This window comes from Pelomonas sp. Root405, assembly GCF_001425165.1.
GTDB lineage: Bacteria > Pseudomonadota > Gammaproteobacteria > Burkholderiales > Burkholderiaceae_C > Pelomonas.
In genome coordinates, this window is sequence record NZ_LMDU01000017.1 from 211,802 (window position 1) to 225,052 (window position 13,251).

A 13,251-nucleotide genomic window follows, 5' to 3' on the forward strand; every position below is an offset into this window, starting at 1 on the left:
TCTAGGAGCGTGTCGGGCGGCCCGGCCGCGCCGCATAAAATCGCCGCTGGACACCGACCGACACAATGACTCAAGCACAAGCGCCCAGCCCCCTCGACGAAAACCAACTGATCGCCGAGCGCCGCGAAAAACTGGCCGCCATCCGCGCCACGACGGCGGTGCCCTTCCCCAACGACTTCAAGCCTCAGCACCGCGCCCAGCCGCTGCATGAGCTGTACGGCGAACTGGAGAACGAGGCGCTGGAGCCGCAAGCCGTCAAGGTGACGGTGGCCGGCCGCATGATGCTCAAGCGCGTGATGGGCAAGGCGAGCTTCTGCACGCTGCAGGACGCCACCGGCCGCATCCAGCTGCGCGTGACCGTCGACAACCTTGGGCCCGAGCTGTACGACCAGTTCAAGCACTGGGACCTGGGCGACATCATCGGCGGCGAAGGCACGCTGATGAAGACCAAGACCGGCGAGCTGACCATCACGGTCACCACGCTGCGTCTGCTGACCAAGAGCCTGCGCCCGCTGCCGGACAAGTTCCACGGCATGAGCGACCAGGAGCAGAAGTACCGCCAGCGCTATGTCGACCTGATCACCGACGAGGACGCCCGCAAGCGCTTCACGGCGCGCTCCAAGGCCGTGTCGGCCATCCGCAGCTTCATGGTGGACCACGGCTTCCTGGAGGTCGAGACGCCCATGCTCCACCCCATCCCGGGTGGCGCGAACGCCAAGCCCTTCAAGACCCACCACAACGCGCTGGATCAGGAAATGTTCCTGCGCATCGCGCCGGAGCTGTACCTGAAGCGCCTGGTGGTGGGCGGCTTCGAGCGCGTGTTCGAGATCAACCGCAACTTCCGCAACGAAGGCATCTCGGTCCGGCACAACCCAGAGTTCACGATGATGGAGTTCTATGCGGCCTACTGGACGCATCACGACCAGATGGACTTCACCGAGGCGGTGTTGCGCCACGCAGCCATCGCCGCGACCGGCAGCGCCGCACTCACCTATGCCGGCAAGCCGGTGGCGCTGGACAAGCCTTTCGCGCGCGTGTCGGTGCGGGACTCGCTGATCCAGTTCGCCGGCCTGACCGAGGCCGAGGCCGGCGATGCTGACGTGCTGCGCGCCAGGATCCTCGCCGCCGGCGAGGAAGCCCCCGCCCGCTGGAGCCTCGCCGAGCTGCAGTTCGGCCTGTTCGAGGCCGTCGTGGAGGAGAAGCTCTGGGAGCCGACCTTCATCATCGACTACCCCGTCGAGGTATCGCCGCTGGCCCGCGCGTCGGACGCGAACCCGCAGATCACCGAGCGCTTCGAGCTGTTCATCACCGGCCGCGAGTACGCCAACGGCTTCTCGGAGCTGAACGACGCCGAGGACCAGGCCGCGCGCTTCCACGCCCAGGTGGCTAACAAGGATGCCGGCGACGAGGAAGCGATGTTCTTCGACGCCGATTTCATCCGCGCGCTGGAGTACGGCATGCCCCCGACGGGCGGCTGCGGTATCGGCATCGACCGGCTGATGATGCTGATCACGGACTCGCCGTCGATCCGGGATGTGATCCTGTTCCCGGCGCTGCGTCGAGAGGCTTGAAACGACGGTCGGATCGAGCCACGGGCTGGCGCCGTTAGCCGATAAGTTCAGCGGGCTAGCTGATGACGCTCAGCGTCTTGCCTTCATCGTGGCTCGGATCGCCCTTGTTCCCATATCGGATGGAAACGATCTTTCCTTCGCGGATCCGGACCACGGCCACCAGATTGCCGGGTCCTCGGTCGTATAGCCACTCTTCAGTCACGACACACGTCACCTGAGAAACATGCGGTGAACCATAGGGAGCGGGGTGAGCGGGTTGCAGAACGCGCACGCAGTAGGCGTCGGAGATCGAGGGTTGCCCGCAAGCTCGGAGCAGCCACACCTTGGCGTCACCTTCGCTGACGCTGGTATCAGCGCAGCGAAGAGAGTCAGCATGGGCTCCGCCAGCCGTCAGCAATGCTGCCAGGGCCAAAGCACCAGGGCTGAAAAGCCCGCGAGCCAATCGATTCATACGGCATTCCCGGAAGCCTGAGCGAAGGTCGAGAAACGTCCTTCGGTCTTCCGGCGTTGACGCAATCCTGCGCAGGCGCGATGGCCCTACCCAGTCAATGCGCCGACGGCGCCTTGCCCGCAATGATCATCGCCAGCACCTCGTCCTCCGTCACGTCAGAGGTGCGGCAGACGCCCACCAGGCGGCCGTTCTTCATCACGGCCAGGCGGTTCGACAGCGCGAACACATCGGGCATGTCGTGCGTGACGAGCAGGATGCCCACCCCCTCGGCGCTCAGGCGGCGAATCAAGTCGTGGACCATCGCCGTCTCGGCCGGGCCGAGCGCCGCGCAGGGTTCGTCCATGATCAGCACGCGGGCTTTGAACTGCAGCGCCCGGGCGATGGCGACGACTTGACGCTGACCGCCGGACAAGGACATCACCGGATCGGCGATGTTCTTGAAGTTGGGGTTCAGTCGCGCGAACAGCGGCACGGCCGCTGCTCGCATGGCGGCGTCGTCTAGAAGCCCGAAGCGGGTGCGCAGTTCTCGGCCGAGGAAGAGGTTGGCGACCGAGTCGAGGTTGTCGGCCAGGGCCAGCTTCTGGTGAATGGTCTCGATGCCGGCCGCGCGTGAGTCGGCCGGGCTGGCGAACTTCGCCCGCTCGCCACTCAGCAGCAATTCACCGCCATCGAAAGGCAGGGCGCCCGCGATCATCTGCATCAGCGTGGACTTGCCGGCGCCGTTGTGGCCCAGCACGGCCAGCACCTCGCCGGGCGCGAGGCTCAGACTGATGCCGTCGACCGCGTGCACGCCGCCAAAGGATTTGCGCGCATCGCGCACTTCGAGCAGAGCCGTCATTTCTGCACCACGCGATCAAAGACGACGGCGGCAACCAGCACTTGACCCAGCACCACCATGCGCCAGCCGATGCCGACATCGGTCAGCAGCAGGCCACTGTCGATGCTTTGGATGATGAGGGCGCCCAGCACTGTGCCGCCGACGCTGCCGCTGCCACCGGCCAGACTCACGCCGCCGATGACGGCCGCCGCGATGACGGTCAGCTCCATGCCTGTGCCCATCGAGTTGGTGCCCGCGTTCAGCCGCGCCATGGCAACCACGGCCGCCAGTGCCACAAGGGCCGCCAGCAGCAGGTTCAGCTGGATCATTACGCGCTTGACCGGGATGCCGGCCAAGCGCGCCGCATCCGGATTGCCGCCAATCGCATAGACGTAGCGGCCGAAGCGCGTGTGCTTGGCAATGAAGCCCAGCACCAGCACGACCACCACCCAGATCACCAGCGGCAACGGCAGGCCTTGCCCGTGCTCCTGGCCTTCCAGGCGGTAGGCGTTGAAGACGGCCACGCAACCGAACACCGCCACCGCCGCGATGGCGCCTTTGAGCAGCTCATGTCTGATGTCGCTCGGCACGCCGCCAGCGCGCTGCTGCGCCTGCCGCTGCACGGCCTGCCAGCCCCACAGCACGGCGATGAGGCCGATGCCCAGCAGCCAGCTGCCACGCTCACCCAGCGAGCCGTCGATGCCGCCCCCCAGCGCCAGCAGCCATGGTTCGCTGACGGGCTGGGTCTTGCCATCCGCGATCAGGAAGGCCACGCCGCGAAGCGATACCAGGCCGCCGAGGGTCACGACGAAGGATGGGATGCCGATGACCGACGACAGCCAGCCCTGGAAGAGCCCGACGAGAAGCGCCAGGCCCAGGCCGGCCAGCAGCGACGCACCGACGGACCAGCCTTGCGTGTACTGCAGCCATGCCATCAGCACGCCGACCGCGCCAAGCAGCGAGCCCACCGCGAGGTCGATCTGCCGCGCGACGATGATCAGCGCCATGCCGCTGGCGACGATGCCGACCACCGCCGTCTGCTGCGCGATGTTGTAGAGGTTCTCCGCCGTCAGGAAGCTGCCGGTGAGCACGTGAAAACCGATGGCAATCGCCACCAGCACGGCCGCCATGACGGCAAGCCGCTGGGTCTGGGCGCTCATGCCGTCTCCTATTTGCAGGCCGCGGGCGCCTTGGCCGCGTCGACACCCTTGCAAACCACCGCCTTGGGCACCCAGCCGGCGCTGATGACCTGGTCGAGGTTGGCCTGCGTGATGGCCACAGGCGCCAGGAACTTGGCTTGCAGCGAAACCTTGCGTTCACCACCCGCCCAGGCTGTCGCACCATCGACTTTCTTGCCGGCAGCCAGTTGGACGGCGGCCGCCGCGGCCTCCCTGCCCAGCGCACGCGAGTCCTTCCAGACCGAGACGGTCTGCGTGCCCAGCGCAATACGGTTCAGCGCCGCGTGGTCGGCATCCTGGCCGCTGACGGGCACGCCCCTGAGGCCACGCCCAGCAAGAGCGGCGATCGCACCGCCCGCCGTGCCGTCGTTGCTGGCCACGACGGCGTCGACGCCGCCCTTGAGGCGCGTCAGGATCTGTTCCATGTTCTTCTGCGCCACTTCCGGCTTCCAGCCGTCGGTGTATTCCTCCGCGACGATCTTCACGGCGCCGCTCTTCACGGCGTCGGCCAGCGCATCCTGCTGGCCGGCACGCAGGAAGTCGGCATTGGGGTCGCTGGGCGAGCCCTTGATCATTACGTAGCGGCCCTGCGGCTTGACTGCCAGCACGGCCTTGGCCTGCAGGCGGCCGACCTCGCGATTGTCGAAGGTCAGGTAGAAAACCTCCGGCGCCTCGATGAGGCGGTCATAGGCCAGGACCGGCACCTTGCGTGCCTTGGCCTTGTTCAACGCCGGCTGAATAGCGTCCTTGTCCATCGCCAGGATGATCAGCACCTTGGCGCCCTTGGCGAGCAAGGACTCCACATCGCCGATCTGCTTCTCGGGCGACCCGCCCGCGTCGGCGCTCAGGTAGCTGCCGCCAAGGCGTGCCAGTTCGGCCTTGATCGCCGCCTCGTCGGTCTTCCAGCGTTCTTCCTGGAAGTTGGACCAGCTCACGCCCACCACCGGACCGGCAGCCAACGCTGTCATCGAGGCCATCAGCAGCGTCGTCGCTGCCCACATTTGCTGCATTCGCATCTTGTCTCCAACGCCCGTTCTGTCCGGGCCGCGGATTCTAGGAACGCAGACAACAAAAAAGCGACCCTCTCGGGTCGCCTTTCATCAGCTTGAAACCGCTTTGTTTCAACGGCTGGCCAGCGCAGAGGCGCGGCGAGCGACCGGTGCAGGGAAATCCCCCAGTTCGCGGGCGGCGTTCTCGCCGTGATCAGCGGCCAGCGCAGCGGCGAGCTTCTGGTCAGCACGGACTTCGGTCGGCTTGATTGTCAGAACGGCCTGGCGGGGCAGCTGGACGGTGGCAATCGCGGCGGCCTTGGCAGCGGCGGGTGTCGGCGCGTCGATGCCTTTTTCAGCTTGGAAGGCGGCCAGTTCGCCGCTGTTGCGGGCAGCAATCAGCTCGGCAATGACGGCTTCGCGGGTCAGCGGGGCGGTTTGGGCGGATGCGGCACCGGCGGCGATCAACAGGGTGGCGGCGACGATGGTGGACAGCTTGCTCATGACGGGCTCCTTCAGTTCTTGCAGGAACGTCCTGCTTTCGGTTCACTTGGACATCGCGACCGCGGTGTCCATGGGCTGAACTGTAAGCAGGCATCCTAAGTAGAAACACTAGGCTCGCACGAACTGACTATTCAACTTTCGCAAACATTCACCCCTAGTTCGTCATCGATTCGCGACAGAAATGCGTTCAGCGATGCGCGAAGTCCGGCGCGCGCTTGGCCAGGAAAGCTTCCATGCCTTCGCGCTGGTCATGGCTGCCGAACAGCGCATGAAAGTAGCGCCGCTCCACCGCCACGCCGTCGCTGAGCGGCGCCTGATAGGCCAGGTTGACCAGCTCCTTGATGAGCATCACCGAGGGGCCGCTGAAGCCGTTGATGGTCTCTGCCGCGGCCAGCGCCTCTTCCATCAGCTTGTCCGCCGGCACGACGCGCGACACCAGGCCAGCACTTTCGGCCTCGGCGGCGCCCATCATGCGCGCCGTCAACAGCATGTCCATGGCCTTGCTCTTGCCGACGGCGCGCGGCAGGCGCTGGGTGCCGCCGGCGCCCGGCACGATGCCGAGCTTGATCTCCGGCTGGCCGAACTTGGCGGTATCGGCCGCGATGATGAAGTCGCACATCATGGCCAGCTCGCAGCCGCCACCCAAGGCAAATCCGCCTACCGCGGCGATCACGGGCTTGCGCACCTGCAGGATGGTCTCCCAGTTCTTGGAGATCAGGCCGCTCTTGAAGGCGCTGGCGAAGGTGTGCGGCAGCATGGTGGGGATGTCGGCGCCGGCCGCGAACGCGCGCTCGGAGCCGGTCAGCACGATGCAGCCGATGCCGTCGTCCGCGTCGAAGGCCAGCAGCGCCGCCCCCATCTCGTCCATCAACTGGTCATTGAGCGCATTCAGCGCCTTGGGGCGGTTCAGCGTGATGAGTCCGGTCTTGCGCGGGCCGTCGCCATGGACGGCGGTGATGATGCATTCGTAGGTCATTGCGAGAGTCTCCTTGGGATGCCGTCGGTTGATTCTGGCGCGGCCTGCAGCGGCGCACTCTTGAGCATGAGGTCGATGTAGGTGCCGGCATCCTGGCGGATGACGAGGCGCACCGGCAGGTATTGCAGCGAGGGCGCGAGCCAGACCTCGGCAGCGAGGTCGTTGCCACGAGCCGGCTGGCGGGGCCGCAGGTGCCAGGCCGCAAGCGGGCCCATGGGCGTGTTGAGCACCTCCTCGCCCACCACCTCGTACTGCCAGTCGTAAGGGCCGCTGGGCAATTGCAGCGGCAACTGGATGACGCGCCCTGCTTCCAGGGTTTCGCGGCCGGTCAGCGCGAGCCAGGTCAGTTGCACGAACTGGCTGACCGCGTCCTGCGGCGCGCCGCGTCCGCCAGGTGCCCATTGCTCCCCACCCAGGAAGGTGAGGTTGAGGCGCCGGGGCTCGCCGAAGATCAGCTTGGTCTCCTCGTCATAGCGCTGCGGCGAAATGCCGCCTGGTGTCAGGCGGCCGTGGCTGCTGATGCGCCGGGTGATCAGCGGCGCGAAGCTGGGGCCGACACCGACGTCGAGATGTATCTGGTAGTCGCGGCCTTTGCGCAGCCATTCGACTTGCGCCTGGCCAGTGACTGGCCCGCGGTAATTGCCGGTCAGCTCGTAGCTCAGCCGGGTGGACAGCGGCCATTCGGGGCCGGGCTCGTCACTCGGTGCGGCAGAAGCGGCTGGCGCAGCGAGTTCAGCAGGCGCCGCCTCGACGACCCTTTCGGGCGCAGGGGCTGGCTCGGGCGCTGGCTCTGGTGCGGATGCCGGCTCTTGCGGGGCCGAGGCCGCAGTCGTTGCCGGACTGGCCACGGGTCGGGGTGCGGGCGGTGGCGGCGGGACCGGCCGCGCAGCGGGCGGCGTCTGCAGCGCCATCTCCTGCACGAATTCCACTTGCATGCGGGCGGGCGTGGTCGGCGGGCTTTCGCTGACCCAGCCATCGTGGATGCGCTGCACCTCGCGGCCGAGCAGCAGGTGCACGGCCAGCACGGCCGCCACGATCAGCCACGGTGGCCGCGGCGTCTTCATGCCAGGCTCAGGCGCCGAGCCAGCGACGCCGCATGACCTGCGCGCCGTCGGCCAGCGTCAGCGCCACAGCCGCCGGCTGCGCCGGTGGCAACACCACGGCGAGGTCGACCAGGCGCTGGTCGCGGCTGACCAGCAGGCGCAGCCGCGCATCGCCCGCAGCCAGCAGCGCCGGCGCGTCGTCCAGCCGGCGCAGGCGCCAACCGTTGCAGCCGATGATCTCGTCACGCGCATTGACCCCGGCCGCTGCGGCCGCTCCACCGGTCAGCACGTGCGTGACATGGATGCCCGTCAACGCCGCCTCGCGCACCCGCAGGCCCAGGCGCTGAGCGACCGTCTGGCGGCCCTCGTCGCGCCAGGCGATGCCGTGGCTCTCCAGCAGCTCGCGCAGCGGCAGTTCATCGGTGCCATGCACCCAGGCATGCAGGCTGTCGGCGGCCTCTTCTCCGCCCAGCGCGCGCACGGCACCTAGGATCGTGGCCTCACTGACGGGGCCGCCCGCGCTGTCCAGCCACAGCCGCTGCATCAGCGCGTCCAGACTGGACTCGCGCGCGCGCAAGACGAGGTCCAGGCACAGCGCCACCAACGCACCTTGCGCGTAGTAGTTGCTCGTCGAGTTGATGCTGTTCTCATCGGGCCGGTAGTACTTGGTCCAGGCCTCGAAGCTGGCGGACGCGAGCGGCTGCACACGTCGGCCCGGCGCGGCGAGCACGCCGTTGACGGACGCCTGCATCAGCTTCAGATAGCGCGGCGCGTCGACCAGGCCGGCGCGACACAGCATCAGCTCGTCGTAGTAGCTGGTGAAGCCCTCGAAGAACCACAGCAGCTCGGTGTAGTTCTCGCGCTGGTAGTCGAAGCGGGCGAACTCCGCTGGACGCAGGCGCTTGACGTTCCAGGCGTGGAAGTACTCGTGGCTGAACAGGCCGAGCAGGCGCACATAGTTGTCGCTCGGCGCTGCGGGTTCGGCGGCCGTCGGCAACTCGCGCCGCGCGCAGATCAGCGCCGTGCTGGCGCGGTGCTCCAAGCCGCCATGGCCATCGTCCAGGGCCCACAGCAGGAAGCTGTAGCGCTCGAAAGGCGCGCTGCCCCAGAAGGCGATCTGCGCCTCGCAGATGCGCTGCACATCGGCCAGCAGGCGCTCACCGTCGAAGCTGGGCCAGGCACCAGCGACGACGATGCGGTGCGGCACGCCGGCAGCCTTGAACTCGCCCTGCCAATGCGGGCCGATCTCGAAGGGATGGTCCAGCAGCTCGTCGTAGTCGGCGGCCTCGTAAGCGCCCTGTTGCTCGCGCATCTCCGTCGCGATCTGCCAGCCGCTGGGTACGCCCGCCAGTTCCACGCGATGCGGCTCGGCCTCGCGGCCATGCGCGCGCAGGCAGACGCTGCTGGCATTGAAGAAGGCGCGCTGGCTGTCCAGCCAGGCGGTGCGCACCGACGCGTCGAAGGCATAGACGTCGTAGCTGAGCACCAGTGCCTTGGCTCGCGCCCCGCCAATGCAGCGCACGCGCCAACTGGCCTTGTCGATCTGCTCGATGGCCAAGTCGCGGTCGCCCTGGCGGGCGGTCATCCCGCTCAGGTGCTTGGCGAACTCGCGGACGAGGTAGCTGCCAGGGATCCACACCGGCAGGCTGAAGTCCTGCTCGGCTGCCGGCGACGCCAGCGTCAGCGTGACGCGAAAACGATGCGCCGCGATGTCGGCCAGCTCGACCTTGTAGCTCGGTCCGGTCATCAGCTGCCCGCAGCGGCGAGGAAGCAGCTCAGCGCGGCGACGGCGGTGAGCCGAAAGCGCAGCGTCAGCCAGTCTCCCGCACCCAGTTGCGGATAGACGCGTCGGTCGATCGCATAGCAGACGATGAGCACACCGCCATGCAGGGCCAGCCCCGCATAGGGCGCCATCAACACACCCAGCCAGCCGAGCAACGACGCAAAAACGCCCCAGACCAGCGGCTGCCGGCCAGGCAGGCCGCGCGCGAACGACAGGCCCCAGTGAATGCCGCCCAGAAATGAAATTACCAGGCCGGCGTAGGCCGACATGGCGAGGCTGACAAAGGCGTGTTGGTCGAGGTCGCGGTCGCCGATCAGCCAGATCAGCGCGCAGCCGACGACAAACGGAATGAGTCCGGCGTAGGCCAGCCGATGCGCGAGTTGGCGATGGTCGGCGCTCATCGGCTCAGGATTTGCCGGTCGGCGCCGCGAGGGCCTGCAGGCGCTTCTCGAGCTCGACCGCGCCGACCGCGCCGGGGATGCGGTTGCCATCTTCGAGCAGGATGGCGGGCGTGCCGTTCACGTGGATGCGGCGCGACAACGCGAGATTGCGCTCAATGGCGCCGTCATCACAGGCGGCGGGCGCCTTGGGCGGCTGTTCGTTTCGCAGCATCCAGCCGAGCCAGGCGCTCGTGCTGTCCTTGGCGCACCAGATGGCGCGCGTCTTGTCCGCTGAATCGCCGCCCAGGATGGGAATGAGGAAGGTGTAGACCGTCACGTCCTTGAGGTCTTGCAGGGACTTTTCGAAGCGCTTGCAGTAGCCGCAGTTCGGATCCGCAAAGACGGCGAGGCGGCGCTTGCCGTTGCCACTCTTCCAGACCACGGCATCCTTGAAGGGCAGCGCAGCGAAATCGACCCGGTTGAGCTGGGCGACGCGCTCGTCGGTCAGATTCTTCCTGGCCTTGAGGTCGATGAGCTCGCCCTCGATGAGGTAGGTGCCCGTCGGGTCGGTGTAGCGGATTTCGTTGCCAATGCGGATCTCCCACAGGCCAGGCATCGGGGCCGGCCTGACTTCGTCGATCTTCGGCGCATTGGGCATGCGCTCGGCAACGGCCTTGCGGATGGCGGCCTCGTTGGCGGCGGCAGTGAGGCTAGACAGGAGCAGGGCGGCGGGCAGAAGGAAACGGTGCAGCACGATGACGTCCAGGAAAGAAGTCAGAGCCCGAGGGCCCGCTGGGTCAACCAGCGCTTGACGGGGGTAAGTTGGTTGAGCGCATCCAGTCCGCGATTGCGCAGACCACGGACGGCAGGCGAAGGATGGGCAAAGAGACGCTGCAGCGCGTCGGTCATCTCACCCATTGCCAAGGTCGGGGCGAGGCGCTCGCGGGCATAGCGACGCAGCAGACGCTCGTCGCCAAGAGGGCGCCAGGGCTCGCGCGCCGCAAGCACTTGCGACAGCGCCGCGACGTCGCCAAGGCCCAGGTTCAGCCCTTGGCCGGCCAACGGATGAACGAGGTGTGCTGCGTCCCCCAGCAGCGCCCAGCCTGGTCCGCTGACCGCTTCGGCACGCGCCAGCGCGAGTGGCCAGGTTGCTCGGGCGCCGGCCAAGGACAGCATGCCCGCCGCCCCCGCCGTCGCTGCATTGAGCTCGCGCTCGAAGTCCGCCTGCGGTAGAGCCAGCAGCGCCTGAGCACGCTCCTCGGCGCAGGACCAGACCAGACCATAGGACTGCGACGAGCTGGGCCTTTCGAATGGCAACAAGGCCAGCACTTCGCCGCCAGCGCCGAACCACTGGCGGGCGACGCCTAGATGCGGGCGGTCCGCCACGAGTCGTGTCGCGAGGGCTCGATGGCCATAGGCCTTGGGCTTGAACTCGACGCCCAACGCCTCACGCGCTGCGGATTCGCGGCCTTCGCACAAGGCGGTCAGCGCGGCAGGCGTGCTGGTGTTGACGTTGTGAACATGGGGCGAGAACCGCAATGCCGTTGCCAACTGGGCATCGAGCGCGGCGGCGTCAACGATGACGGCCAGCTCACGGAGTCCTTGCTGCCAAGCCGAAAAGCTCAATCGACCGGCAGGCAGGTCGGCAGCCGCGTCGCCGCAGATGACCATGTCGTAGACCGGGCTGACGGCATCAGCCGGCAAGCCGTCCCAAACCTTCAGGTCCCTCAGCAACTGCACGGACGCGGCGTTCAGGGCATAAGTACGCACGTCATCAGTACGCGGTGCCTCAACCGTACCAGTCAAGCCGACCGTCAAGCCTTGGGCGGCGAGGCTGAGCGCGAGGCAGCTACCGACTGCCCCCCGCCCTTTGACCAATACATCCACGCTTTGCATGCGGCGATTGTAGGCAGCGGGTGCGAACGCCTAGAGCGGCGGGAGAGCGTGAGCCCGGCCGACTAAAATCACGCACTTCGGCACCGGCCCGCCGCCGGATGCCTCCCCACAGAAAGCCCTGCCATGAGCCTCAAATGCGGCATCGTGGGCCTGCCCAACGTCGGCAAGTCCACGCTTTTCAATGCCTTGACCAAAGCCGGCATCGCCGCCGAGAACTATCCGTTTTGCACCATCGAGCCCAACGTCGGCATCGTCGAGCTGCCTGACCCCCGCCTTGCGGCCTTGGCCGAGATCGTCAAGCCCGAGCGCGTCGTACCGGCCGTGGTGGAGTTTGTCGACATCGCCGGTCTGGTCGCCGGGGCGAGCAAGGGTGAGGGCCTGGGCAACCAGTTCCTGTCGCACATCCGCGAGACGGACGCCATCGTCAACGTCGTGCGCTGCTTCGAGGATCCGAACGTCATTCACGTGAATGGCAAGGTCGATCCGATTTCCGACATCGAAGTGATTCAGACGGAACTCTGTCTGGCCGACCTGAGCACTGTCGAGAAGAGCCTGCACCGTTACAGCAAGGTTGCCCGTGCCGGCGACAAGGAAGCCATCGCGTTGGTCAAGGTACTGGAAAAGTGTCAAGCGGCGCTGGACCAGGCGCAGCCCGTGCGCACCATCGACTTCAGCAAAGAAGAGCTGGGCATCCTCAAACCCCTCTGCCTGATCACGGCCAAGCCGGCCATGTTCGTCGGCAACGTCGCTGAGGACGGCTTCGAGAACAACCCGTTCCTGGATCGCTTGAAGGAGTACGCGGCGGCACAGAACGGTCCGGTTGTGGCGATCTGCGCCAAGACCGAGTCGGAGTTGTCCGAGATGGAGGACGAGGATCGCGCGATGTTCTTGGCCGAGATGGGTCAGGACGAGCCGGGCCTCAACCGCTTGATCCGCGCCGCCTTCAAATTGCTTGGCCTGCAGACCTACTTCACAGCCGGCGTTAAGGAAGTCCGCGCGTGGACCATCCACATCGGTGACACCGGGCCTCAAGCTGCGGCCGTTATTCACACGGACTTCGAGCGCGGCTACATCCGCGCTCAAACCATCGCATACGACGACTTCATCCAGTTCCGCGGCGAGCAAGGTGCCAAGGACGCGGGCAAGATGCGCGCGGAAGGCAAGGAGTACGTCGTCAAGGACGGAGACGTCCTGCACTTTTTGTTCAACGTCTGAGCTCGGCAGGGCGCCAGGGCCTTCGGCGGGCTTGTGATTGCGCCCGCGATCAAAGGGCATCGATGGCCACGCCCCCCCACGAGCACGCGCGCTATTCACTGCGCCGCCTAATGGCTGAAAGCGCTAAGGAGCCAGCACATGGAACCAGCCAAGGTCTGGGGCGCTTCTGCCGCCCGAGTTCGGCATCCATGCCAACGGAGTGGCACTGATTCATCCCGGCGGTGAGGTGCAAGTGGGCTTGTGTCGCAGCCGCCGCTCCGGCGCTCGCGCCCCTGGTTACTTTCCGCCGCATTCACCCGTCTCGGATACTCCGCACATTCTCGAATTGCGGCACAAATATCAAATCCGCCGCGCAAAGCAAAACGCCCAATCTCTTATCGAGACTGGGCGTTGGCTTGGGTAAATAGCCTGACGATGACCTACTTTCACACGGGAATCCGCACTATCA

General features: G+C 66.7%; 13 protein-coding genes. 2 read left to right on the forward strand and 11 right to left on the reverse strand.

Annotated elements, in window-relative coordinates; translation table 11 throughout:
• Nucleotides 1-65: 65 nt before the first annotated feature.
• Nucleotides 66-1,571: a lysine--tRNA ligase gene (gene lysS / locus ASC81_RS25350; protein ID WP_056273904.1), complete on the forward strand. Its 1,506-nt coding sequence runs from the start codon at nt 66-68 to the stop codon at nt 1,569-1,571.
• Nucleotides 1,572-1,626: 55 nt separating this feature from the next.
• Here the strand turns inward: lysS and ASC81_RS26775 are convergent, their stop codons facing one another.
• The 11 genes from ASC81_RS26775 to ASC81_RS25400 form a co-directional block, all read right to left on the reverse strand.
• Complete coding sequence (locus ASC81_RS26775; protein WP_082536824.1) at nt 1,627-2,022, reverse strand: DUF2845 domain-containing protein; 396 nt, start codon at nt 2,020-2,022, stop codon at nt 1,627-1,629.
• A 94-nt stretch (nt 2,023-2,116) separates the two neighbouring features.
• On the reverse strand, nt 2,117-2,860 hold the full coding sequence (locus ASC81_RS25355; protein WP_056273906.1) for an ATP-binding cassette domain-containing protein: 744 nt from the start codon (nt 2,858-2,860) through the stop codon (nt 2,117-2,119).
• A complete protein-coding gene (locus ASC81_RS25360; RefSeq protein ID WP_056273911.1) occupies nt 2,857-3,999 on the reverse strand; it encodes a sugar ABC transporter permease in 1,143 nt (380 codons plus the stop codon). The genes ASC81_RS25355 and ASC81_RS25360 overlap by 4 nt, the downstream gene beginning before the upstream one ends.
• An 8-nt stretch (nt 4,000-4,007) precedes the next feature.
• Nucleotides 4,008-5,033, reverse strand: coding sequence for a substrate-binding domain-containing protein (locus ASC81_RS25365; RefSeq protein WP_056273913.1), 1,026 nt, complete (start codon nt 5,031-5,033; stop codon nt 4,008-4,010).
• A 105-nt stretch (nt 5,034-5,138) separates the two neighbouring features.
• A complete protein-coding gene (locus ASC81_RS25370; RefSeq protein ID WP_056273916.1) occupies nt 5,139-5,510 on the reverse strand; it encodes a DUF4148 domain-containing protein in 372 nt (123 codons plus the stop codon).
• 187 nt (nt 5,511-5,697) lie between these two features.
• Complete coding sequence (locus ASC81_RS25375) at nt 5,698-6,486, reverse strand: enoyl-CoA hydratase (RefSeq protein WP_056273919.1); 789 nt, start codon at nt 6,484-6,486, stop codon at nt 5,698-5,700.
• Nucleotides 6,483-7,550 (reverse strand): DUF3108 domain-containing protein, encoded by a 1,068-nt coding sequence (locus ASC81_RS25380; RefSeq protein ID WP_056273920.1) that lies wholly within the window; start codon nt 7,548-7,550, stop codon nt 6,483-6,485. Before ASC81_RS25380 ends, ASC81_RS25375 begins: the two co-directional genes overlap by 4 nt.
• Nucleotides 7,551-7,557: 7 nt before the next feature.
• Complete coding sequence (locus tag ASC81_RS25385) at nt 7,558-9,276, reverse strand: M61 family metallopeptidase (protein ID WP_056273923.1); 1,719 nt, start codon at nt 9,274-9,276, stop codon at nt 7,558-7,560.
• On the reverse strand, nt 9,276-9,713 hold the full coding sequence (locus ASC81_RS25390; RefSeq protein ID WP_056273927.1) for a DUF3429 domain-containing protein: 438 nt from the start codon (nt 9,711-9,713) through the stop codon (nt 9,276-9,278). Before ASC81_RS25390 ends, ASC81_RS25385 begins: the two co-directional genes overlap by 1 nt.
• Before the next feature lie 4 nt (nt 9,714-9,717).
• Nucleotides 9,718-10,449 (reverse strand): DsbC family protein, encoded by a 732-nt coding sequence (locus ASC81_RS25395; protein WP_056273931.1) that lies wholly within the window; start codon nt 10,447-10,449, stop codon nt 9,718-9,720.
• Between the two features lie 17 nt (nt 10,450-10,466).
• Nucleotides 10,467-11,588, reverse strand: a complete 1,122-nt coding sequence (locus ASC81_RS25400; RefSeq protein WP_056273934.1) for an FAD-dependent monooxygenase — start codon at nt 11,586-11,588, stop codon at nt 10,467-10,469.
• A gap of 123 nt (nt 11,589-11,711) precedes the next feature.
• Between ASC81_RS25400 and ychF the strand changes: the two genes are divergently transcribed.
• Entirely contained in the window at nt 11,712-12,803 is a 1,092-nt protein-coding gene (gene ychF, locus ASC81_RS25405) for a redox-regulated ATPase YchF (RefSeq protein ID WP_056273936.1), read from the forward strand.
• The last annotated feature ends 448 nt before the right edge of the window (nt 12,804-13,251 follow it).